At 71.4% G+C, this 23,181-nt stretch carries 14 protein-coding genes; 8 read left to right on the forward strand and 6 right to left on the reverse strand.

What is annotated here, in order from left to right:
- Position 1: 1 nt before the first annotated feature.
- The 4 genes from fxlM to BUE43_RS28785 all read right to left on the reverse strand — a co-directional run bounded on the left by fxlM (position 2) and on the right by BUE43_RS28785 (position 5,475).
- On the reverse strand, positions 2-1,975 hold the full coding sequence (gene fxlM / locus BUE43_RS28770; protein ID WP_200797706.1) for a methyltransferase, FxLD system: 1,974 nt from the start codon (positions 1,973-1,975) through the stop codon (positions 2-4).
- Between the two features lie 126 nt (positions 1,976-2,101).
- Positions 2,102-3,175 carry a lanthionine synthetase C family protein gene (locus BUE43_RS28775; RefSeq protein WP_073489349.1) on the reverse strand — a complete coding sequence of 358 codons (1,074 nt, stop codon included), beginning with the start codon at positions 3,173-3,175 and terminating at the stop codon, positions 2,102-2,104.
- Entirely contained in the window at positions 3,172-5,208 is a 2,037-nt protein-coding gene (locus tag BUE43_RS28780) for a lantibiotic dehydratase family protein (protein WP_200797708.1), read from the reverse strand. Before BUE43_RS28780 ends, BUE43_RS28775 begins: the two co-directional genes overlap by 4 nt.
- Before the next feature lie 81 nt (positions 5,209-5,289).
- On the reverse strand, positions 5,290-5,475 hold the full coding sequence (locus tag BUE43_RS28785) for an FxLD family lanthipeptide (RefSeq protein ID WP_073489353.1): 186 nt from the start codon (positions 5,473-5,475) through the stop codon (positions 5,290-5,292).
- A 257-nt stretch (positions 5,476-5,732) separates the two neighbouring features.
- Between BUE43_RS28785 and BUE43_RS28790 the strand changes: the two genes are divergently transcribed.
- The 4 genes from BUE43_RS28790 to BUE43_RS28805 all read left to right on the forward strand — a co-directional run bounded on the left by BUE43_RS28790 (position 5,733) and on the right by BUE43_RS28805 (position 9,854).
- A complete protein-coding gene (locus BUE43_RS28790; RefSeq protein WP_073489356.1) occupies positions 5,733-7,094 on the forward strand; it encodes an NsdA family TPR-like regulatory protein in 1,362 nt (453 codons plus the stop codon).
- 118 nt (positions 7,095-7,212) lie between these two features.
- A complete protein-coding gene (locus tag BUE43_RS28795; RefSeq protein ID WP_073489358.1) occupies positions 7,213-7,707 on the forward strand; it encodes an NUDIX hydrolase in 495 nt (164 codons plus the stop codon).
- A 197-nt stretch (positions 7,708-7,904) separates the two neighbouring features.
- Positions 7,905-8,354 (forward strand): RICIN domain-containing protein, encoded by a 450-nt coding sequence (locus BUE43_RS28800; RefSeq protein ID WP_073489360.1) that lies wholly within the window; start codon positions 7,905-7,907, stop codon positions 8,352-8,354.
- 294 nt (positions 8,355-8,648) lie between these two features.
- Positions 8,649-9,854 carry a serine hydrolase domain-containing protein gene (locus tag BUE43_RS28805; RefSeq protein ID WP_073489362.1) on the forward strand — a complete coding sequence of 402 codons (1,206 nt, stop codon included), beginning with the start codon at positions 8,649-8,651 and terminating at the stop codon, positions 9,852-9,854.
- A 100-nt stretch (positions 9,855-9,954) separates the two neighbouring features.
- Here BUE43_RS28805 and BUE43_RS28810 read toward each other — a convergent pair whose 3' ends face one another.
- Positions 9,955-11,100 carry an FAD-dependent oxidoreductase gene (locus BUE43_RS28810; RefSeq protein WP_073489364.1) on the reverse strand — a complete coding sequence of 382 codons (1,146 nt, stop codon included), beginning with the start codon at positions 11,098-11,100 and terminating at the stop codon, positions 9,955-9,957.
- 174 nt (positions 11,101-11,274) lie between these two features.
- Positions 11,275-11,763 (reverse strand): cupin domain-containing protein, encoded by a 489-nt coding sequence (locus tag BUE43_RS28815; protein ID WP_073489366.1) that lies wholly within the window; start codon positions 11,761-11,763, stop codon positions 11,275-11,277.
- A gap of 102 nt (positions 11,764-11,865) precedes the next feature.
- Here BUE43_RS28815 and BUE43_RS28820 point away from each other — a divergent pair, with 102 nt between their 5' ends.
- The 4 genes from BUE43_RS28820 (at position 11,866) to BUE43_RS28835 (ending at position 23,134) form a co-directional block, all read left to right on the forward strand.
- Positions 11,866-12,750, forward strand: a complete 885-nt coding sequence (locus BUE43_RS28820; RefSeq protein ID WP_234995982.1) for a LysR family transcriptional regulator — start codon at positions 11,866-11,868, stop codon at positions 12,748-12,750.
- Between the two features lie 72 nt (positions 12,751-12,822).
- Positions 12,823-13,152 carry a nucleoside/nucleotide kinase family protein gene (locus tag BUE43_RS28825; RefSeq protein WP_143174461.1) on the forward strand — a complete coding sequence of 110 codons (330 nt, stop codon included), beginning with the start codon at positions 12,823-12,825 and terminating at the stop codon, positions 13,150-13,152.
- 131 nt (positions 13,153-13,283) lie between these two features.
- On the forward strand, positions 13,284-22,742 hold the full coding sequence (locus tag BUE43_RS28830) for an RHS repeat-associated core domain-containing protein (protein WP_143174462.1): 9,459 nt from the start codon (positions 13,284-13,286) through the stop codon (positions 22,740-22,742).
- On the forward strand, positions 22,742-23,134 hold the full coding sequence (locus BUE43_RS28835) for a hypothetical protein (RefSeq protein WP_143174463.1): 393 nt from the start codon (positions 22,742-22,744) through the stop codon (positions 23,132-23,134). The genes BUE43_RS28830 and BUE43_RS28835 overlap by 1 nt, the downstream gene beginning before the upstream one ends.
- Positions 23,135-23,181 lie beyond the last annotated feature (47 nt).

Below are 23,181 nucleotides of genomic sequence, written 5' to 3' on the forward strand. Positions count from 1 at the left end.
CTCAGCTCCTGCGTGGCCAGTCGACGACCAGGCGGCTGTGGGGTTTGTCGATGACCAAGCGCGGGTCGGAGGGCGTCAGCTGGTCGCGGGCCTCGCCGACGGCCATGCGGAAGCTGGGTTCGGGTGCGTGGTTGCCCCAGCCGCGGTTCCACTGGTCGATTTCGGTGGCGACCTGGTCGGCCAGTGTGGCGGCGTGGGGGCCGTGGCCGATGACCCCGATCTCCCAGTACCTGCCCCGCTCGTCGGCGCCTTCGCGGATGGTGAGGTAGGCCAGGGTGTCGCCGTGCAGGGCGGCCATGGATCCCCAGGCGAAGTGGGGGGTGAAGCCGGGGCGGGAGCCGGGCATGCGGGACAGGCCGTTGGGCAGCACGCACGCCAGGTACAGGTACAGCCACTGCCAGGGGTCGCCCTGGCGGAACTTCACTCCCGAGTGGACCGTGACCTTCGGTTGGTCCAGGACGGTGCGGATCGCGTCGCGGTCCACGTTCTGCTCGCTGAAGGTCTCCAGGCGGACGTCGCCGTCACCGGTCATGGGGACGAGGGTGTGGATGTCGTCGCAGACGCCCTTGCGCAGGGGCACGAACGTCGCCATCTCGCACGAGACGGTCGTCCAGGTGTGGCCGTCGTGTTCGAAGGCGAAGCTGCGGGAGACGCTGCCGCGGATCCGCATCGGCAGGACCAGGCGCCCGCCGGGAGCGAGTTGGTCGAGAACTGTCACGGGGACGTCGCCGGCGCCGACGGTGAACTGGATGCGGTCGAAGGGGGCGTGCTCGGCGAGGCCGGCGGCGCCGTCGGCCAGCACCACGGACACGGTGGCGGCCCCGGCCCGCGTGAGGTTCTTCTCGGCGCGCTCGACGAGGTCCTGGTCGACGTCCACGGTCCACACGTGGCCGCCGGGGGCCACGAGGCGGCCGAGCAGGCACGCGTTGTAGCCGGTGGCGGCTCCGGCTTCGAGGATCTTGTGGCCGGGCTGGGCGCCCAGCTGCTCCAGTTGGGTGGCGACGATCGAGGGCGCGGAGATACACGAGACCATCTCGCCGGTTTCGTCGTGTTTGACGGGCACGGCGTCCTCGGCGTAGGCGGCCTTGAGGTCAACGCCGGGCAGGAACTGGTGGCGCTCGGTGTCCCGGAAGGCGGCGATGACCTCCGGGGTCCGCAGGTGTCCGCCGTCGATGAGGCGCCGCACCAGTGCCTCGCGCAGGACGGTGGGGTCGGTGTCGGGGGACACGGTGATCTCCATTCGGGGGAGGTGAGGGGGCGATGTGGTTGGGCTCATGGGGAGGCACGTGAACGGTTCTTGTGTGTCTGCGAAGGCGATGTGGCGGCCCAGCCAGGCGGTGGCGGCCTGCTCGTGGGTGGGTACTGCGGCGCGGTTGAACGCGAAGATCGCGTGGTGGGCCAGCACCGCGCGCAGCCCCCGTCCCAGTCGTCCCTGGGAGGCCAGCTGCGTCAGCTGGCGCCCCGCATCGTCGAACGCGGCGACACGCTTGGCCCAGCCTGGCTCGGCGTTCGGCCGCTGGGCGGCATCGGCGTTCATCAGTCGGCGCATGGCCGCGACCGCCCGGTTGTACGAGCTGCCGGTGGGTGGGTCGACGGGTGGCCGCAGGGCCCCGACTTTCGCCCAGACATCGCCGATCTCGAACGGGTCCAGGCCGGCAGCCCGGTGCATGGCAGAGAGCAGCAGAACGCAACGTTCCCGGGTGTTCGGGGTGCCGGTTTCGGCCAGGGCGACACGACTGTCCACACAGAAAACCTCGTGCGCGATGTTCATGCCGTCGGGGCCGCCGAAGGCTTCGGTCTCCGGCTCGTAGACGCCGCCGACCCAGCCACTGGCCAACTCGTGGGCGACGAGCTTGTCCAGCAGGTCGGCCACGGGGCGTTCGGTGCGTAGCCTCAGCCCGCTGTCCTTGCGCAGGAAGTGAAACCGCTGGTCCTGCAACCCGGAGCACAGCGCCTGCGCAGCTTGCGGGGTCATTCCGGCACCGCCGGGAAACGACACAGTGGCATGCCACCAGTCCCTCTCCGCGGTCATCGGAAGGCCCTCGTCGTCCTCATTCATGGCGTAGGCCGCTCCTCACTCATGCGACTCGGGGAGAACGGGTCAGGTGATCAGCAGTGCTCGGGTCCAGCCGGTGATGTTCGTGCCGTCCAGTGCCAGGTGCGCGCCGGCCCGGCCTTCCATGAACCCGGGCTTGGACAGCCGGTCCAGGTCGACGGCCAAGCGCGCGGTGAGGTCGTCGATCAAGGGTGTGAACCGGTTCGGAGCGGCACTGTCGTCGGCGACGGCACGAGTGACAGCCAGCAGGCCGGCCCAGCCGTGGCACAGCGAGGCGTCGCTGACCCGGCCCAGGTTGTCCGGGTCAGCGAGCGTGCACGTGATCATGTTCTCAGCCACGAGCCGACGGGCCTGGTGGCCCAGGGCGATCGCGGCCAACTGCTGGGCACGGGCGACGCCGAGCTGCCCATAGCACCAGGACGGACGCGCGGGCGCCGGCTTGGGTGGCTCGGGGGCGGACATCTGGTCGCGGGTGATCCAGTAGCGGCAGCCGTACCTGTCCAGCCAGTGTGAGAACACCTCGATCGCGTCGTGCTGTCCCGGCACCTGCACGCCGCGCCGGGCGGCGAGGGACAGCACCGCCAGCGGGCCGGCGATGCCGTGCGCGACACCGTTGTTCCCGTGCCCGCCGGCCATCTCCTCACCGCCGGGGCCGGCCTCGGCCCACCAGCCCGGCAGCGTGCGGCCCCCGATCCGGACCGGCCGCGACAGGGAGACCAGGTAGGCCAGCACCTCCTCCAGCAGCGGGGAGGGCGTGTCGCGGGTCAGCAGCAGTGCGCCCAGCCCGCCCAAACCCCGGATCAGGTCGAACTCCGCCAGATGCGGCAAGGTTCCGGAAGCCTGACGCCGACGGGCCGCGGCCAGTCGGGCGGTCACGATCCCGTCGACGGCATCACGGACCTCACGCCCGCCCTGCCGGACGCAGTTGAGCACGAACTCCAGTGCTGGGGCGCCGTGGAACATCGACGCGTTCCCTCCAGTGCTGACACCACCCGCGACCGCCTGCGCCAGGCTGTGTCGCGCGGCGATGAGATCCCCGCGCTCAAGGTGCAGTAGTGCCACACCAAGTGCCCCCTCGGACAGGTCCTGTGTCCTGGGCCGGGCCGCCGTCCCCGTCATGAGCGCACCACCAGCGGGACGACGATGCTGTGGGCGCGTCCGCTGATCCAGCCGTCCGAGTCCGGCGGCGGCGCGTCGTGCAGGACGGCGACACCGGTCGGGCTGGCGGAGAGACGGGTGCGCAGCAGGTCCAGATGCATGTCCTGGCGCAGATCGAGCGGTAGCTGCTGGTCGTCCTCGGCCAGCAGCACGAGGTCCGGCGCACCGAACCGGCTCCTCCAGTCGTGCAGTTTCCCGGCCCACTCATCCAGCGTGGCGGTACGGCCGGGTAGCTCCCGCGCTGCCAGCTTCCACCGGGCACACGCCAGAATCGAACGCCGGTAGTGCAGCGACGGGGTGAACGGAAGGGTCCAGGCCGCACCCCAGTCGAACCACGTCACCTGAGGAGCGCCCGCGCGGCTGATCTCGACCAGGAACCGGGCCAGGGGAGGGGTGTAGTTGTTCCACAGGAAGTTGATCGCGGTCGGCGCGAGCAACTCCAGGTGCGTGCCGGTGGCGGCCTCGGCGAGATACAGGCGCCCGTCGCGGATGCCGACCGCCAGGTCGGACGGGAACAGCGACCCCTTTCCACGGTGGCGGAACTCCCCGACGCTGACCAGTCTGGGCAGGACCTGCGGGGCACGCGTGAGCAGGTCCGCCGGGGTCCGGGCGGCGTGGAACGAAAGCTGGGCGAGCTCCGCTCCGGGCTCGGTGGTGGGCAGACCGGCATGGCTCACCGCGAACTCGGGGAACAGGTGCCAGAACCGCCCCGTCATCGACCCGGCCGAGCGGGAGACGGTCGAGATCCGAAGGCGAAAGTCTCCGCGCGCCAGGGCGTGCGTCGAGAGAGCCTGGACCTGCGCGCACAGTTCGAGGTGAGGTGGGGTGAGCGTGGCCTTGCCGGCGGTGGCCTCCAGCCGCTCGATCATCGCGTCGGACAGGACCACTGATCTGCGGCTCTCCAGGGCTGCTGCGCCAGCCAGCTCCAGCAGCAGCCGGTCCCGTCCGGTCATCGCGCGCGGTGGCTCGGACACCTGGCCGAACCCTTCGGGAAAACCCAAGCCCCGCTTGGGATCCGTCACCAGATCCAGCGGTACCTCGACGCCCTCACCGTAGCGGTCGGCGAACCGCTCGGCGTAGTGGCGCCACACGGGAGTCCCCGTTGGATGCGTGGCCAGCCGGGTCAGAACGGTCGCGGCGGTCTCAGCCTCCGTCATCACCGCTTTCGGCAATCGCACGGTGGCGTCCAGGTGCAGATCCGGCGCCGCCGCCCTGATTGCCGCCTTCTCGCGCAGAGTGGCCGGCAGGGGTGCGGCGGGATTGACAACGGTGGCGGGCGCCCGCAACGCCGACCGCAGCAGCCGCACCCGCAGCAACTGCGCGAGCGTCTGAGCTCGATGATGGTCGGCAGTGTCCGGGAACTCAGCGGCGATCTTGTCCACCAGATCCGAGAACCGGATCGGCAAGCGGGCCGCGTCGAGCACCAGCGCGACCACGGGCGTCAACACGAGCGAGAACTCCGAGGCGCCTTCGGACGGGACGTACACGCGCCCTCCCCGCTGACATGCCAGATTGTTGACACAGACCTCGACGTCGGCCATCCGCTCGACGTCGGCTTCCCAGGCACTGATCGCCGCATCCAGCGCCACCGGGTCCGGTCGGGCAACCGCCTGATCGCCATCACCGAAGCGCACCTCGGCCCCGTCACCGAACTCGACCAGCGCGACACCCGCGAAGAAACCGAACGGGGTCGAGCGGCGCGCGTACCTGATCGCATAGCGCGCGGTGGCCAGCGCCGCCCGGCGTACCCGGCGTATCTTCGACAAACGTCTGCTGAGGATTGCCTCAACCTGGTGTTCCAGATCAGGACTGGCGCTGGACACAGCCTTCCGGAAGTCGTCATCGGCCCACACTGTGGCCAGCCACGAACACCAACACTCCTGTGGAGCTCCGGGCCCCGGCCAGGGCGGCATATCCGGCTCGGTGCGGTTCACCGCAGCACGCAGCATCCCCCTGTCAGCACCCCGATACAGGCTGCGTCGCACGCGCGTCATCCCCCACACTCCGTTCGTGACAGGAGGGACGCGGACCCGACGGAGCCGACCGCCCGGCCCGCGCCCTGCGGCTGACCTGGGCTAGGAGGTGGTGCAGGCGCTCGGGCAGGAGCTCCCACAGTTGTCACCGGTGCTGCACATCAGCACCGTCTCGGTCGCTGGCGTGTTCTCGATGAACGTGATGTCGAGGTCGAACGGATCGACACCGTCGTCGGCGTCGGAGATCCGCTGGGATTCGCTGCTGCGCTCAGTGGTCGGCGTACTCATCTGCCTGCTCCTGATCCTTACCGGAGGAACCGGGACGTGATCGCGCAGCCCGCACCGTGGAATTCGCTCACGCGGCCTGGCGGCGCTGTGTTCCCCCTGACCGTGCCGCGACGCCACGTGTGGCGAGAGCGGCGAGCCTGTTCGGCTTGGCCCCGCTCCGCGGCGATCGGTGTTGCCGATCGGCTTGACCGATCGCAGCGCCACATCCCCGCCTGGTGCTGGCTACCGTGGCCACCGACCACGAGTGGAGGGCACCGATGAACGTCCTGCCCCCTGGCCGGCCGATCAACCCAGCAGTCTGGGACCACCCCACGATGCGGGTCGCCTTGGCCAGACACGACATCAGCGAGGTCTACCGCCTGCTCGGCAGGACCGGGGTGTCCCAGCGGCAGATCGCCGCGCTCACCGGCCAGAGCCAGTCGGAGATCTGCGACATCGTCCAGGGACGCCAAGTCCAGGCCTACGACCTGCTCGTCCGCATCGCCGACGGCTTGTCCATCCCCCGCGGCTACATGGGACTGGCGTTCACGGACGGCGCCACCCAACGGCTTGCCACGCCTGATCGCGCGTCGAAGGATGACGTCATGGAACGGCGTACGTTTCTCGGCATTGTCAGCAAGATCGTCATGGGTGCGGCGTTGACCCCGACCGAACTCGACCTTCTCGCCGTCGCCCCGTTCCACACCCCCGTGCCCAACCGGGTCGGCCAGACCGAGATCACCCAGCTGCGCGCCCTGACCAAGGCCCTGCGCGCCTACGACGCCGCCCACGGCGGCGGTTCCTGCCGGGATGCGATCCTCGCCCACACGCACTGGGCTGGGTCCCTGCTCAACGCCTCCTGCGCCGACGACGTGCGTCCCGCACTGCTGTCCGCCGTCGCCGAGATCAAGACCCTCGCCGGCTGGAGTGCCCACGACCTCGGCCTGGCAGCGGAAGCCCGCCGTTACCTCACCCAGGCGGTCAGGGACACCCAGGAGGCCGGCAACGCGGCCCACTCCGCGATCGTGCTCTACCACCTGGGCCGCGTTCCGCTGGACAACGGAGACGGACGCGAAGCGCTCAAGCTGTTCCAACTCGGCCAGATCAGCGCGCAGGACTCACATTCCCCCGCCGCTGTCGCTCTGCTGCACGCCAACGAGGCCATGGCCTACGCCCAACTCGGCGACGCCCGTCAGGCCCTCACCGCGCTGCGTCGAGCCGAGGACGAGTACGGCCACGCCACCGATGATGACGACTGGCCCGAGTTCCTGACGTTCTTCGACCACAGTGCACTGCGGACCAGCGCCGCCCGCGTCCACAGTCGGCTCGGCCTCACCGACCACACGCACCGACAGGAAGCCATCACCCGCCTGTTCACCGCACTCGGGGAAGTCCCCGCCGAGCGCGTCCGCCAGCGCGCGTTCAACCTCGGCTGGCTGGCCACCTGCGTCCTGGCCGACGGCGACCTCACCGCCGGCGCCGAGGTCGGCAACCAAGCCCTCGCCGCGGTCCGCGAGGTGAACTCCACCCGGCTGCTGGATGCCCTCGCGCCGCTCCAGGCCCAAGCCGAAGGCCACCGGCAGGACAGCGACCTCACCCAACTCGCCCACGACATCCGCCAACTCCGCCTGGCGGCCTGAACGCTGCCGTGGCTCGCTGTCTGATGTTCGTTTCCTGGGCCACCGGGGGACTTCGTGCCGCTTGTCGTTGGCTGCCGGGCCACCCGCCCGTGATGACCGCGAGGGGACCCGCCGCAGGATGACCGCTCCGACCAGCACCGGGCCCCGCATCAGTGCCCGTGTTCTGTTGCTGGACCCCGCCGACCGCGTGCTGCTCATCCACGCCCTCGACCCCGCCGACCCCAACCACCACTGGTGGGAGTTGCCCGGCGGCGGCCTGGACGAGGGCGAAGACCTTCACGACGCCGCGCGGCGCGAGGTCGCCGAGGAGACCGGGATCCTGCTTCCCGCACTGGGCCGCGAGCTGTGGGTGCGGGAGTCCCGGTTCCGCTACCAGGGCCGGGACCACCATCGCATCGAGCACGTGTTCCTCGGCCGCACCCCCAGCACCGCGCCGCAGGTCGCGCTCAAAGCCACGGAGAACGAGAAGGCCGGGCTGATCGAACGCCGCTGGTGGACGGCGGAGGATCTGCGGCGGTGCCCCGAGAAGCTTCTGCCCGCCAACCTTCCCGACCTGCTCGACGATCTGCTCGCGGGTCGGCTGAGCCACACACCCCTGACGCTCAGCAGCTGACTGTCCTCGATGTACGTGGTGTCAACGGCGGGCTGACGGAGGGGTGTCGGGTAGTCATGACGGCCGGTGTGTGGGATGGCAACCCCCAATGTTGGGGATGCCGGTGGGTGGGGCGGTCGGCACATGATCTTCGTGTGCCGGTCGAACAGGGGGAGTAACCCGAGGCCTCCGTCCGGCACAGGAGAGGGGAACCCTTCATGCGTTCTGTCCTTGCGGCGACCGTTCTCGCCCTCGCGACCTCGTCCCTGCTCGCGGCCCCGTCCGCCTCGGCCGCGGACTTCTTCGAGATCCGCAGCGACCTGCACAACAAGTGCCTGACCACCAACGGGGACAACGTCGAGATGCGGACCTGCGACGGGACCGGCAGGCAGGTGTGGTTCTGGGACGGGCCGAAGCTGCGCAACCTGGCGGAGCGGCACTGCCTGGACGTCAAGCACGGGCAGATCAACGCCGCCGTGCAGGCGGTGGGGGACTGCCACGGCAACGCCAACCAGCGCTGGTCCTTCCAGGGCCGGAGGATCCACACCGACGTGAACGGCCAGGTGCTCAGCATCCAGAACAACGGCGACACCCGGGACGGCGCCGGGATCAACATGCGGAACTACGTGGGCGGGGCCTGGCAGCACTGGAGCACGAGGCGCATCTGAGCGGACAGGCCGTCGAGGCCGTTCGACGGGAGTAGGGGGCGTGGTGTGCCGGCAGGAGGCGCCGGCGCACCACGCCCCGGAGCCCGGCTCCTCCGGGGGACCCGGAGCGCCATCTCCGGGGTGGTTGGTGGCGAGATCAGGGATCACCCCCGATGTCCGGGCGGCCGGGTCGGGGGAGGCTCTGAGCCAACGTGAACAGACGCCGACGCGTCCGGGACGTGCCGGCTGGGGAACGGTCCAGCGCGCACGAATCCACTTCGGACCGTCGTCGTCTCCAGCCAGGAGGACAACAGGATGGGTCTGCGGAAGAACCGACACGCGCGTCGCGTCATGGCGGGTGCGCTCGTCGCCACGGCGGTGCTCGCGGGCACGGCGCCCGTCGCGCTCGCCGCCGCGCCGAGCGAGAGCGCGGCCGCCGCGCGGTGCCGGGCTCTTCCGGAGCGCGACCAGAAGGCCCTGCGGGACGCGATCGCCGGGCTGCCCAACGACGAGGCGAGCGGGGCGCTCGTGCGGGTCAGCGGGGACGCCGGCTGCTGGTCGGGGACCTCGGGCTTCGCCGAGAAGAACAGCGGCCGCCCGGTGCCGAAGAACGGGCGGTTCCGGATCGGCAGCATGACCAAGACATTCACGGCCGTTGCCGTGTTGCAGCTGGTCGCCGAGGGGCGGGTCGAGCTGGACCGGCCGATCCAGCACTACCTGCCCGACCTGCTGCCCGCCGACCGCCCGCCGATCACCGTCCGCCAGGTCCTCACCTACACCAGCGGCATCCAGGGGCTCGCGGTCAACAGCAAGGACGCGGCCTGGTTCTTCGAGCACCGGTACGACACGTTCCGCCCCGGTGAGCAGCTCGACACCAGGGCGCCCCTGCTCTTCCAGCCCGGGCAGAAGCAGAAGTACGGCAACGCCGACTACATCGTGGCCGGTCTGCTGATCGAGAAGGTGACCGGGCAGCGCTGGGAGAAGGTCATCGAGAACAGGATCCTGCGCCCGTTCGGGCTGGGCGACACCGAGGCGCCCGGCAGGAACACGAAGATCCGGGGCCCGCACGCCCACGCCTACGAGGCCGTCACCAGGGACGGGGAGACGGAACTGGTCGACGTCACCGAGGCCAACCCGTCGTTGCAGTGGTCGGCCGCGTCGATGATCTCCTCGGCCGCCGACCTCGACCAGTTCCTGACCGCGCTGTTCGGCGGGAAGATCCTGCCGAAGGAGCAGCTCGACGTCATGCTCTCGGTGCCGGACGTGCCGACCTACGACGGTGACGACGACCCGTCCAACGACGTGAAGGCCGTGCACAGCGCGGGGCTGACCAAGATGAAGCTGAACGGTCAGACCGTCTGGGGCAAGAGCGGGGACCGGCCCGGCTACAACAACGGCATGGGCGCGACCCCGGACCTCCGCCGCCGGCTGGTCTTCTCGGTGAACACCCTCCACATGGGACAGGGGCAGCCGGTGGTGGCGCAGCGCGTGATCGCCGCGGCCTTCCCGAAGTCGAGCTGACCACGGACTGATCACAAACCGACCACTGTGGACAGATGACCGGTGTGCGGCACGGCCTGGGGGTCCGTGCCGCGCACCGGTCCTCCCGTCCTGGGCGGCCTCACCGCAGGGCGGGCCTGACCGCCGTCGCGAGCTGGGCCGCGCGCACGGCGCTGGCGAAGGACACCTCGGCGAGCAGGCCGGGCGCCGCGACCTGGTCACCGGCGAGGAAGACCCCGTCGCCCCGGTCGACGGCCGGCCGGTCCCGCCAGGTCGTGCCGGGGAGGTCGACGGCTCCGGTCCGGCCGTTGGCCACCGCCGTGCGCATCCAGGTCGTGCGCTCCCGCCAGCCGGGGAAACCCCGGTCCAGCAACAGCTCCGCCCGGTTGACCCCGTCCGCCTTCTTCTCCTTCGGCCCCAACGGGATCTGGGCCTGGATGAGCTGCTCGCCCTCGGGCGCCAACGAGGGGTCCTGCGCGGTGAACCGCTCGATCCAGCCGGGCCGGTCCAGGTCGGAGATCGCGAACGGGTCGCCCCTGCGGGTGGAGATGGCCAGGTCCAGCAACATGGTGCGGCCGCTGGGCCAGGTGAGCGTGTCGTCGCCGAGGAGCGAGCGGGCCGACTCCAGCGAGGTGGCCACGATGACCGGGCGGGACTCCGGCAGCGCGTCGACCCGGGAGCCGGTCTCGATCCGCACGCCCAGGCCGGTGGCGTAGTGCGCCAACCGGTTCATCAGCGGCCCCCACCCGCCCTTCGGGTAGTGCGCCTCGGGCGGCAGCTTGCCCACGCGACGCAGGCGCTCCTGCACGAAGGCCGCCGAGAGCGAGCCCGGCGCGTGGTGGAAGGTCGCGACCCCCATGTAGTTCGCCGCGATCCGCGCCGCGCGCTCGCCGCCCATGTCGGTGGCCCAGCTCAGGAAGTCCCGGTCCACCGGAGCGTCGCGACGCAACACCTGCCGGTACAGGGCCATCGGGGGCGTCCGGCGCAGCTTTCCCTCGTCGTGGAAGCGGATTCGGGCGCCCTCCAGCGGGGGGAGGGGCGCCAACGGCTTGAGCAGCTTGCGCTGCTTCAGCCATCCCCACGGCTCTCCACCGTTGTACAGCGCGTGCGGCCCCTCGTTCGTGAGGTACGGGCCGTCCGAGGTCCGTCCTCGACCGCCCAACTCCCGGTGCGCCTCGTGCAGGGTCACCCGCGCGCCGGCCTCCGCCGCGGTGATCGCGGCTACCAGGCCGGCGAAACCACCGCCCACGACCGTGATGTCGACCATCTCACCCTCCCGTTCCGTCGTCCGTTCGCCCGTCCGGTCCCGCGACCAGCGGTGCCGTCCTGCCATCAGGACGAGGTCGCTCGGTGGGGCGTGACAGTCAGGAGGGTGATCCAGGACACGTCACATTGCTGTCCACAGTGGACAATGAGTTTCTCCCCGAGGAGCGCCCGATGATCACCGTGCTCGGGCTGCCTGCCACTTCTCGGCGTCGGTGAAGTGGACGTCGTAGCGTTCCTGCTCGGCCGTCAGGTTCCCGAAGGAGTCCGTGCCCGCGGCGATCCGTCCCAGGTGTCGGAAGTACCCGAACCGCTCGATGCCCGGCGTCATGACCACGAGCAGATCGGCGGTGGAACCGGCGGCGGCGCCGAACGCGTGCGGCAGCCCCGGTGGCACCACGACAAGACCACCCCGGCCCACGGTGATCAGCTCGTCGCCGAGCAGGAACTCCGCGATGCCGTCGAGCACGGAGAACATCTCCGTCGACAGCTTGTGGACGTGCGGCCGCGCGCCGTCAGCGCCTTCGGCGAGGACAAGTCGGTTCGCGCCGAGCGCTCCGCCCGTCCCGCTGGCGTCGACCAGCAGGTGGAACGCGCTGCCCGCCGACAACGCGACGCGCTCGGCGGACTCGGAGTGGACCACGGTGGCCTTGGTGTTGGGGCTCATCTCTGCTCCTTCCAGACGGACAGGTTCATTCGAGCGCGGGAATACCGGCTGAGCCAGAAGCGGTTGGCGAAGGCATTGATCACGAGTCGTGATGGATCGGGGGTGGCCGTGGAGCTGCGGCAACTGAGGTACTTCCTCGCCGTGGCCGAGGAAGGCGGGTTCGGTCGGGCCGCCGAGCGGCTGACCATCGTGCAGTCCGCCGTGAGTCAGCAGATCCGCCGGCTGGAGCGCGAACTCGGCCTGACGCTCTTCGACCGCTCGACCCGCCGCGTCCGGCTGTCCGCCGCCGGGGAGCGCTTCCTGCCCGAGGCCCGCGCCGTGCTCGCGGCGGCCGACCGGGCGCGTGCGGTCGCGGCGGAGATCGTCGCCGGGGACGAGGGTGTCCTGCGGCTCGGCGTGATCCACGGGCCGGGCGACCGGCTCTACCGCGCGTTGGCCGCGCTGGCGGCGGTCGCCCCCGCGTTGCGGGTCCGCCTCACGCGGGCCGCACCTGCCGAGCGGGTGGCGGCGGTGCGCTCCGGCGCGCTGGACGCGGCCTTCGTCCGTGGCCTGACGGCGGCTCCCGGGCTGGAGGCGTTGCCGGTCTGGACCGATCCGCTGCACGTGGCGCTGCCCGCCGACCACCCCCTTGCCGCCGAACCGAGCCTGTCCCTGGAACAACTCGCGGCGCTGCCCCTGAGGTTGGCCCCCCGCGAGAGAAACCCGTTCTTCCACGGCCTGATCACGAGCGCGTGCCGGGCGGCCGGCGTCGAGCCCCCGGCCGGTCCGGCGTTCACCGGACTCCAGGAGACCCTGACCGAGATCGGGAGCAGCAGTCCATCGTGGACGGTCTTCTACCAGGTCTCCGGGCTGCCGCCCGCCCCGCGCGTCGCGCTCCGGCCGCTCGCCGCTCCGGCCGTCGTCACCTCGCTGGTCGTCCCCGCCGGACCACCCTCGCCCGCCCTGCGGCACCTCCTTCACGCCTTGCGGGAGGAGTCGGTGACATGACCCGAGGTCGGTGACTGACCCGAGGTTCGCGACCTGCCCCGAGGCCGGCGGCCCGCTCTATGCTCCGTCGCCATGATCGCTCTTCGGCGGGTGGCGCACGGCGTGGTCGTTGTCGGGATGGCGTGGTGCCTGGCCGCGTGCGGGGGTTCCGAGGGGGCGGGACGGGCGGAGGTGGTCGCGAAGATCAAGTCCGACCCGGGCATGGCGGGGACCCCGAACGCGGCCGTCGAGTGCGTCGCCGACTGGTACATGACCTACGCCTCGGAGGAGCAGCGCGCCGCGTTCGTGCGGGGGCAGTCCGGCGACCGGGCGCCGGAGCAGGTCGCCGGCAGCGAGGAGGCCAGGACCGCCATCCTCGACTGCCTGAAGTCCGCCACCGCGAACTCACCTGCTGCCAACTGACCGCCGGCGGAAGCCGGCTCACGTCGGCTGTTCGAGGCGAGAGCGGCGCGAGAGCGGGAGGAGAACCACCGGCACGACAGTGATCCGGTCGAGGCCCCTGTGGGGGGTCTGGCTGTCGTGTGGAGGTTCTCGTGCCTGGGCAGCGGGGGAGTGCCGCCGGTCGGTGGCGGTGGGGTCGTGGCGGACGGATCACGACCTTCGCGGTGGTCGGGACTTTGTTGTTGTCCCTGCTCGCGGTCACGTCGGACATGTTCCGGCAGCGGGAGTGCCCGGACGTCGGGTCGGACGTGCCGTCGTCGCTGCGGGTCGCCGTCACGTGCGGCATCCCGGTCGAGGTGCTCGGGCTCAGCAGCGCGACGGAAGCGGTCACGGCCAACGCCGACGGCACGGTGTCGCTGACCCTGCACAGCTCCCCGCAGCGCGTACACCGCGACGGCGCGTGGCGCGCGGTGGACATCACGCTGACGCGCGCCGCGCTCCCGGGCCACGGTGGGAACGCCGTCACGCCCCGGGTGAGCGCCGTTGACCTGCGGCTCTCCACCGGCGGCTCCGGGCCGGTCGCGACCCTGCGGCAGGACGGCCACGAACTCGGCTGGAGCGCGCCCGCCGCGTCCGCGCCCGAACCCCAACTGCGCGGGGACACCGCGACCTACCCGGCCGTCGTGCCCGACGGCGACCTCCGCGTCACGGCCAACCCCGACGGCTTCACCCAGGTCGTGAGCGGCAAGGCCGGCCCGGCCCGCACGCTGCGCCTCCCGGTGACCACGCGGGGGCTCGCGGCCCAGGTCGCCGAGGACGGCACGATCCGGTTCCTCGACGCCCGGCACAACCCGGTGTTCACCGCCGACCCGGCGACCCTGAGCGCCGGCGACCGCCGCGACCTCGTCCCGACCAAGGTCGCCGACGGCGCGGCCGAGTACGCGGTGCCCGCGACGACCGGCGACTGGACACTCACCCAGCGGGTGCGCGTCGCGGGCCGGGAGACGGCGACGGTCGACAGCGCGGCCGCCGAGCAGCCCGGCTGGAACCGGCAGGACACCGCGGTCTCCGACCAGCTCAGCAGCTTCTTCCAGCTCGACACCCTGGCGTTGGCCGGCAAGCGCGTGAACTCCGCCCGGCTGGTCGTCCCGGTCACCGAGCCGGGGGACAAGCCGGTCGAGACGACGTTGTGGGCCACCGGCCCGATCAACCCCCGCACCACCCACCGCGCGCAACCGCAGTGGAACCAGGAGCTGTCGCGCCAGCGCGTCGGCGCTGACCGGACCCTCGCCTTCGACGTCACCGAACAGGCGCGGTCCACGGCCGACGAGCAGCGCGCGAAGCTGACCTTCGGCCTGCGCGCGAGCGGTGGCAAGGTCGGGCTGGGCGAGCCGAAGCTGGAGCTCACCCTCACGCCCACCGCGTTGGCCGCGCCGAAGGTGTTCTCCCGCGACTACCCGGCCGACGGCCGCGCGCACGGAGCTCCGCTCCAGTCGGGCAAGTTCTCGTTCAGCTCGGCCGTGGGCGCCACCGAGTTCCGCTACCGCTGGCGCGGGCAGCGCGACTTCGCCCGCGTGGCCGCGCCCGAGGGCCGCGCCGAGGTGGCCCTCGCCCCGCCCGCTGTTGGCCAGCAGGCCCTGGAGGTCCGCGCGGTCGACGGCACCGGCCACGACTCCGAGTCCGCCGTCCACGCCTTCGAGGTCGCGGCCCTGCCCGCGCCCGAGGTGAGCGGGCAGGACACGCTCACCGCCCGCGCCGCCGGCGCGACCGCGTTCTGGTACCGCTGGAACGAGGGCCGCGACTGGATCTTCCAGTCGGCGAAGGACGGCGCGGCCACCCTGTTCCCGCGCGGCGCGAGCGCGGTCGAGGTCGTCGCCGTCGGCGCCGACCCGGCCGTCGAGTCCCCGGCCACGCGGCACGAGATCGCCGCGCCCGTGGCGCCGGGCGCGCCGATGGTGCGCTCCGCCGACTACCCGGCCGACGGCGCGGAGCACGGCGCGCCCGGCCAGGAGGGCGTCTTCACCTTCCGCGCCACCGGAACCGAGCCGATCACCGGGTTCCGCTACCGGCTCGGCGACGGCCCGGCCACGGACGTGCCCGGCACCGGCAAGGCCCAGGCGAAGATCACCCCCACCGCCGCCGGGCCGAACACCCTGACCGTCCGCACGGTCAACGCGGCGGGCGAGGAGTCCGCGCCCACCACCTACGAGTTCAAGGTGGCACCGGCCAAGCCGCAGCCGCCCGCCGCGCCGGCGGTCTCCTCGACGGCCTACCCGGCCGACGGCCAGCCGCACGGCGCGCCGGGCCAGGCCGGCGGCTTCACGTTCACGCCGGGCAGCTCCACCCCGGTCGTCGGCTACCGCTACCAGCTCAACGACGGGGCGGCCGTCACCGTGGCCGGGACCGGCGAGGTCACCGCGCAGATCACCCCCGCCACCTCGGGCACGCACACCCTCACCGTGACCGCGCTCGGCCTCGGCGGCACGGCGTCCGCGCCCACCCGGCACACCTTCGTCGTCGGCGGGCTCCCGGTGCCCACGCCGGAGTCACCGCAGGTCACCTCCACCGACTTCCCCGCGGACGGCCAGCCGCACGGCAACGTCGGCCAGGCCGGGTCGGTGACCGTGCGGACCAGCGGCCCGGTGGCCGCGGACGTGATCACCTACCAGTTGGACACCGACGCCGCGCCCCGCGAGCAGCAGGTGGCCGACGGCAAGGCGGTGCTCAGCCTCACCCCGGTCCGCTCGGGTCAGCGCACGTTGACCGCGTGGGCCAAGGTCAGCGCCACCGGCACGGTGTCGCCGCCGACCAGGTACACCTTCGTCGTCGGCGCGCCCGGCGGGCCCCGCGACTACTTCTACGACGCCGCCGGCCAACTCGCCGGCGTGGCCAACAACTCCGGCGAGGCCGCCGCCTACCGCTACGACGACAGCGGCAACCTGGAGCGGACCGACCGGCTTGAGCCGGGCAGCGCGGCGGTGTTCGCGCTGGTGCCGACGCGCGGCCCGGTCGGCACGAGCGTGGAGATCAGTGGCACCGGCTTCGCCGCGAAGCCCGCGGACAACACCGTGGTGTTCGACGGCGTCGCCGCGCAGGTCACGGCCGCGACGCCGAACCGGCTCACGGTGGTCGTGCCGCAGGGCACCGCCGCCGGCAACGTCCGGGTCACCGCGAACGGCAGGACCGTCGACGGCCCGCGGCCGTTCGTGATCACGCGTGGCGTCACCGCGCCGAAGATCACCAGCGTCTCGACCGACCGCGGCGACCGGGGCGACCTGGTGACGATCACCGGCACCGGCTTCGACCCGGACGCGGCGCGCGACGTCGTGCACTTCCACCAGACCACCGCGCGGGTCACGAAGGCGAGCGAGACCAGCCTGGTGGTGGAGGTGCCCGAGGCCGCGGCCTCCGGCCGGATCACCGTGCGCACCCCGGGCGGCACCGCGACCAGCGCGAGCGACTTCCTGGTGGCGCCCCGCGGTTTCGTGACCAGCAAGCTGCTGTACGGCGGCCGGCTGGAGCTCGGCAAGCCCGTGGACCTGGACATCCCGCAGGGCAAGGCCGCGGTGGTGCTGGTCGACGGCAAGTTCGGCGAGCAGCTCAACCTGAACCTGCAGAACAACACCATTCCGGTCCGCTCGGCGATGTGGATGTTCACCCCGCAGGGCGGCGATTTCGCCCGCCGGGCCATGGGCGACCCGCTCGACCTGTGGGCCGGCAGCACGCTGCACCAGGACCTGCCGGTGTTCCGCGCCAACGGCACCTACTCCATCGTCGTCGCGCCGGACGACAACGCGGCGGGCAAGGTCCGGATCACCGCCTCCCGCGACCTGACCGGCAACAAGCTGACCAAGGACGGCGCTGGCGTGCCGTTCACGGTCAAGGAGGCCGAGAAGGCCGTCGAGATCCCGTTCACCGCCAAGGCGGGCGAGTGGCTGAGCCTCGGCCTGACCGACCTGAGCGAGCCCCGGCACACCTTCGTCGTCAAGGTCACCGACCCGGACAAGAAGGAGTACACCTGGAAGCACTCGCTCACGCTGTACGTGCCGACCATGGTGTTCAAGGCCAAGAAGGCCGGGAACTACAAGGTCTCGGTCACCTTCGGCCCCAAGCAACTCGGCTTCGGCAAGGTGTGGCTGTCCGGGGTGATCGACGCCGGCAAGCTCGCCGTCGACGGGGCCGCCACCGGGTTCAAGGTCCTGCGCCCCGGACAGTCCGCGCGCCTGCCGTTCGCCGGCGTGAAGGACAAGCAACTGGTCCTCGCCTACACCGAGAACACCCTGCGGGAGAACGGCCGCCCCGGCTACCCGAGCGGGATCATGGTGGAGCCGGACGAGAACCAGGTCGAGCTGCGCAACGGCACCGCCGAGACCCGCAACATCTCGGTCCGCAAGAACGGGGAGCACAACCTGTTCGTCAGCGGCTGGGAGGCGGTCGGCACCGCCAAGGCGTCGCTGTCCACCGCGGTCGAGGGCGGCAAGCTCACGGTCAACGCCCTGACCAAGGCCAGGTTCAGCCGGCCGGGCCAGGAGGTGTGGCTCAACTTCGACGGGGTCAAGGGCCGGCCGCTGTTCCTGCTCAACCGCGACAAGACCCTCCCCGGCGAACTCGTCGTGCGGGTCTACCAGGCGACCGGCAACAAGCTGGTCGCCAGCAGCAAGGACGGCAAGCTCGACATCCCCGCGCTGCCGGAGACCGGCAAGTACCGCGTCCACCTCGACCCGACCTTCGCCAGCACCGGCGAGGTCACCATCGCCGCGTCCGAGCCGCAGGACATCGGCAAGATCGCGGTCGACGGACCGGCGCTCACCCCGAAGGTGGCCGTCCCCGGCCAGAAGATCGTCGGGAAGTTCACCGGCCAGGCCGGCCAGCGGCTCAGCCTCGGCGTCACCTCCGCCGACGTGCCCTTCCTGAAGCCGAAGGTGATCAAGCCGGACGGCAGGGACCTGGAGTACTACTCCACGTCCAACGTCCCCTTCGGCGCCGACCTGCCCGCGCTGCCGGCCGCCGGCGACTACCAGGTCGTGCTCGAACCCCTGGACCAGTCGGCCCAGCCCACCACCGGCCAGCTGTCCGTGACGCTGTCGGGCGAGGCCGACGGCGGCAAGGTCGACGTCGGCGGCGCCGCGAAGACGATCACCATCGGCCGCCCGGCGCAGAACGGCAGGGTCACCTTCGACGGGGCAGCCAACGACGTCCTGCAGATCGAGGTCACCAGGGCGTTCCCCGACAACCTCGGCGCCTACTACACCCTCGTCGCGCCGGACGGCACCCTCCTGGCCCGGCACACGTGGATGTCCTGGGACCGGTTCAAGCTGCCCGCGCTCAAGGCCGCCGGCACGCACACCCTGGTCTTCGACCCGGCCAACAACGTGACCGGCTCGATGACCGTGGCGCTCAGCAAGCCGCAGACCGCCGCCGCCGTCGCGCCGGGCGTCCGGCTCGACCCGCCCAAGGCGGCCACCCCGACCTGCGTGGCGGCCGAGCCCACCCCGCCCGCGGCCCGGACCTCGCCGGTGCCCGAGGGCAACGACCAGCCGCCGGCCGCCCCGGAGGACCCGCCGGCGCAGCCGACCTCGTCCGCGTGCGGCGGGAACGGCGGCTGGCGGCCGGACGCGGCCAACCTCAGCGGCGCGGACTGGAGCACGCGCTACGCGCCGGCCCCCAGCCGCGACCGGCCGCTGGAGTTCCCGGTCGGCTTCACCGGCGTGGTCGGCAAGGTCGAGTCGACCCAGGGCCAGGCGCTGCCCGGCGTCGCCGTGAGCGTCGGCGACCACCGGACCACCACCGACGACCAGGGCCGGTTCGCCCTGGTGGGGCTGTCCGAGGGGCACGTCGCGCTGCGCGTGGACGGCCGCACGGCCACCACGCAGGGCCGGACCTTCGGCGCGTTCGACATCGGGGTGGACATCAAGGGCGGCCAGGTGCTCGTGCTGCCGCACACCGTGTTCCTGCCCGAGATCGACACCTCCAGCGCGGTCAGCATCCCGAGCCCGACCACCCAGGAGACCGTGCTCACCACCAAGGCCATCCCCGGCCTGGAGGTGCGGCTGCCGGCCGGCACGGTCGTCCGCGACACCAACGGCAACGTCGCGACCGAGCTGAGCCTGACGCCGATCCCGATCGACCGGCCGCCGTTCCCGTTGCCGCCGACCAAGGTCCCGGTCTACTTCACGGTGCAACCCGGCGGCGGCTACCTCTTCCCCGAGGGCGCCACGATCATCTACCCGAACTACACCAAGGAAGCGCCGGGCACCCGCACCCAGTTCTGGAACTACGACCCGGACGGCAAGGGCTGGCACGTCTACGGCCACGGCACGGTCTCGCCCGACGGCAAGCGGATCGTCCCCGACCCCGACGTCCGGTTCTACCGGCTGACCGGCGCGATGACCGCCGTGCCCGGCATGAACCCGGCCAAGAACGCCCCCAAGCCCAACGGCACCCGGGTCGGCGACCCGGTCGACCCGGCCACCGGTCTGCTGGTGGACGAGCAGGTCGACCTGGAGGTCGACGACATCCGGCCGATCAGGATCACCCGCTCCTACCAGCAGGGCGACCCCGACATCCGGCCGTTCGGCGTCGGCACCAACTTCGGCTACGGCATCTTCCCCTGGGCGCCCGGCGTCATCGGGCAGTTCACCTTCCAGGAGTTCGACCTGGTCCAGCCGGACGGGAGCAAGATCCACTACCGGCGGACCTCACCGGGCACGGACTACGCCGGCGCGGAGTTCAGGGCCGACCCGACGCCCACCGAGTACGACGGCTCCGTCGTGAAGTGGAACGGCAGCGGGTGGGACGTCACGCTGCGCGACGGCACCGTGATGGTGCTCGGCGAGGAGGCGCCGCTCCAGGAGATCCGCGACAAGTACGGCAACACCACCACGATCACCAGGGCCCCGGCGCCGCCGGGCAGTGACGGCAAGGTCCGGACCAACGGCCCGATCACCCAGATCACCTCGCCCACCGGCCGGTGGGTGCGGATCGGCTACGACGAGGCCAACCCGCCGCGGATCAGGTCGGTGGAGGACAACCTCGGCCGGCGCGTCGGCTACACCTACGACGCCGCGGGGCACCTGGAGACGGTCACCGACACCGGGGGCGGGGTCACCCGCTACACCTGGGACAAGGACCTGCTCAAGACCATCACCGACCCGCGCGGCACCCGGTACCTGCTCAACGAGTACGACGACAAGGGGCGGGTCAGGGCCCAGACCGCGGCCGACGGCGGGGTCACGAAGTTCGAGTACGTCGACGCGAACGGCGTGATCACCGAGACGAAGATGACCGACCCGCGCGGCGCGGTCCGCCGGTTCGCCTTCAACGACAAGGGACAGCTCGCCAGCGACACCAAGGCGTTCGGCACGAGCGACGCGCAGACGACCAGCTTCGAGTACGAGACGGACGGCGTGCGCCGCAAGGCGGTCACCGACCCGCTGAAGCGGAAGACGACCTACCTCTACGACGCCAAGGGCTTCGTCAAGGAGATCACCGTCCTCGCCGGCACGCCCGGCGCGCGCACCGAGAAGTTCGAGCGGGGCGGGCCGCACGGCGAGCTGACCAAGCACACCGACGAGTTCGGCAAGGCGACGGTCTACACGCTGGACAAGCGCGGCGCGGTGGAGAAGGTCACGGACCGGATGAACCGCGTGACCCTCTACTCGGTCAACGGGAGGGGACTGGTCACCAAGATCACCGACCCGGCGGGGAAGGCGAGCACCGTCGAGTACGCCAACGCCGACGCGGTGCGCGAGACCAACCCGCTCGGCAAGGCCACGACCAGCGCCTACGACGCGATCGGCCGTCTCGTGCGGGTGGCCGACCCGCGTGGCGTGGTCAGCGAGACCGCGTACACGGCGTCGAGCCAGATCGCCGCGCGGACCGACGGCCTGGGCCGGACCGTGGCGTTCGACTACGACCGCAACGGCAACCGGACCGCGGTGACCGACCCGCGCGGCGGCGTGACCCGGTTCGACTACAACGCCATGGACCAGGTCCGGTCGGTCACCGACCCGCTGGGCGTGTCCTGGGCCGCGGAGGCGAAGTACGACTTCAACGGCAACCTGGAGAGGTACACCAGCCGCCGCGGCGTCGTGACCGAGCACAAGTACGACCTGCTCAACCGGCTCAGGGAGACCAAGTACGGCGCCGAGAGCACGGTCACCTACGGCTACGACGCCGGCGACCGCCTCCGGTCCACTGAGGACTCCACCGCCGGCAAGGCGTCGACCGACTACGACGACCTGGACCGCGTGACCGCGGAGACCACGCCGGCCGGCAAGGTGTCCTACTCCTACAGCGCCACCGAGCGGGACCGGACCACCACGGTCGCGGGCCGCGCGGCGGTGCGGCAGCTCTACGACGCCGGCGGCGCCCTGCGCGAGATCCAGGAGGGCGGCAAGCCGGTCAGCACGGTCAGCTTCGACAAGGCGGGCCGCCCGGAACGGGTCGGCGCCGCCAACGGGGGCGTGTCCCAGACCTACGGCTACGACGACGCCGGCCAGATCAAGGCGATCACGTACCGCTCGGGCAACACGGTCCTCGGCGACCTGACCTACACCTACGACGCGGCGGGCCTGCCGACCCAGACCGCGGGCAAGTTCTCCCGCGCGATGCTGCCCGAGCCGTTCGGCCCGGCCACCTACGACCTGGCGAACCGGGTCAGGACCGTCGCCGGCGCGTCGATCACCTGGGACCCCGACGGCAACCTGACCTCCGACGGCGCCGCGACCTACACGTGGAACGCGCGTGGCGAGCTGGCGTCGATGGAACGACCGGGCCTGGCTGCGAGGTTCGGGTACACGGCCGACGGCCGGCGGTCGGCCAGGACGATCAACGGGACGACCACCAACTACCTCTACGACGGTGCGAACCCGTTGCAGGAGAAGGTGGGCAACACCGTCACGTCGATGACCGCCTCCGGGGTCGACGGGTTCCACCTGCGCACGTCGGGCGGTGTCCAGCGGCGGTACCTGACCGACGCGCTGGGCAGCGCCATCGGTCTGGTGGACGGCAACGGCGCCGGAGTCTCGTACACCTACGAGCCGTTCGGTCGCACCTACACGTCAGGTGCCGACGACAACCCGTACCGGTTCACCGGCCGGGAGGACGACGGCACGGGTCTCTACTACTACCGAGCCCGCTACTACAGCCCGGTTCTCCAGCGCTTCCTCAGCGAGGACCCCATCGGGTTCGACGGTGGCTTCAACCTCCATGCCTACGTGGGGAACCTCCCCACCGCTCTCACCGACCCGTCGGGCCTGAAGCCGGCCACCGCCAAGCCGGGCAACACCGGAGGCAACAGCAACAACCGGGCGATCGAGACCGAAACCATCCACCCCCGGCCCGTGAAGCCGCGTGACGCGGTGGACCGGTGGGACGACTTCCTCGGCCCCGGCCCGCACAGCAACATTCACCCGCGGACCGGCCTGCCGGACCCGAACCGCATCACCTCGGCGGACGGGAAGCGCACGATCCGGTTCGGCGACCACGAGATGAACAGCAAGCCGACCAAGTTCCACTACCACGAGGAAACGTGGCGACAGGACAGCAGCGGCCAGTTCTACGTGGACAATGTCCAGGTCCGGGTTCCGTTTCCGAAGGGTTCGTGGTGATGAGGGTCGAGTTGACAGGCCTGTCCTTCACCGAGTCGGGGTCCATTGTGGAGTTCCGCTGCTCGGCGGGGGAGGGTGCGGGGTTGTGGGTCTCGAACGATCCGCCGCGGGTGGGCGGGACCTGTGACGTGGAGCTGGACGTGGAAGCTGAGATGGCGTCAGAGGTCCGACTCCGTTCTGGTGGTGTGGCGGGACTCCGGCTCCGGGGTGAGCACGTCGTCCTGAGTGGACAGCTGCGGGTGCTTCCGGAGGAGGCCGTCTACCTGGAGGTGGGCGGATCGACGGTGTCGGTCGAGCTGCCCGAGGACGTCGATCTCCCCGGCGAGTCCGGTGATCTGGTCGAGTTGACCGTGGCGAGGACAGTGGTCCGGTTGTTTCCCCACAACCTGTGAAGAACAGTGGCGGCCGATCCCGGAGGACGCCGGACACGCGTCAGGGG

The organism is Streptoalloteichus hindustanus (assembly GCF_900129375.1).
Lineage (GTDB): Bacteria > Actinomycetota > Actinomycetes > Mycobacteriales > Pseudonocardiaceae > Streptoalloteichus > Streptoalloteichus hindustanus.

Bases quoted from the DNA above. Each gene is read 5' to 3' on its own strand.
- BUE43_RS28780 (WP_200797708.1), bottom strand. From the start codon at position 5,208: ATGACGCGCGTGCGACGCAGCCTGTATCGGGGTGCTGACAGGGGGATG.
- fxlM (WP_200797706.1), bottom strand. From the start codon at position 1,975: ATGACCCCGCAAGCTGCGCAGGCGCTGTGCTCCGGGTTGCAGGACCAG.
- BUE43_RS28805 (WP_073489362.1), top strand. From the start codon at position 8,649: ATGGGTCTGCGGAAGAACCGACACGCGCGTCGCGTCATGGCGGGTGCG.
- BUE43_RS28825 (WP_143174461.1), top strand. From the start codon at position 12,823: ATGATCGCTCTTCGGCGGGTGGCGCACGGCGTGGTCGTTGTCGGGATG.
- BUE43_RS28810 (WP_073489364.1), bottom strand. From the start codon at position 11,100: ATGGTCGACATCACGGTCGTGGGCGGTGGTTTCGCCGGCCTGGTAGCC.
- BUE43_RS28785 (WP_073489353.1), bottom strand. From the start codon at position 5,475: ATGAGTACGCCGACCACTGAGCGCAGCAGCGAATCCCAGCGGATCTCC.
- BUE43_RS28815 (WP_073489366.1), bottom strand. From the start codon at position 11,763: ATGAGCCCCAACACCAAGGCCACCGTGGTCCACTCCGAGTCCGCCGAG.
- BUE43_RS28800 (WP_073489360.1), top strand. From the start codon at position 7,905: ATGCGTTCTGTCCTTGCGGCGACCGTTCTCGCCCTCGCGACCTCGTCC.
- BUE43_RS28795 (WP_073489358.1), top strand. From the start codon at position 7,213: ATGACCGCTCCGACCAGCACCGGGCCCCGCATCAGTGCCCGTGTTCTG.
- BUE43_RS28835 (WP_143174463.1), top strand. From the start codon at position 22,742: ATGAGGGTCGAGTTGACAGGCCTGTCCTTCACCGAGTCGGGGTCCATT.
- BUE43_RS28775 (WP_073489349.1), bottom strand. From the start codon at position 3,175: ATGACGGGGACGGCGGCCCGGCCCAGGACACAGGACCTGTCCGAGGGG.
- BUE43_RS28790 (WP_073489356.1), top strand. From the start codon at position 5,733: ATGAACGTCCTGCCCCCTGGCCGGCCGATCAACCCAGCAGTCTGGGAC.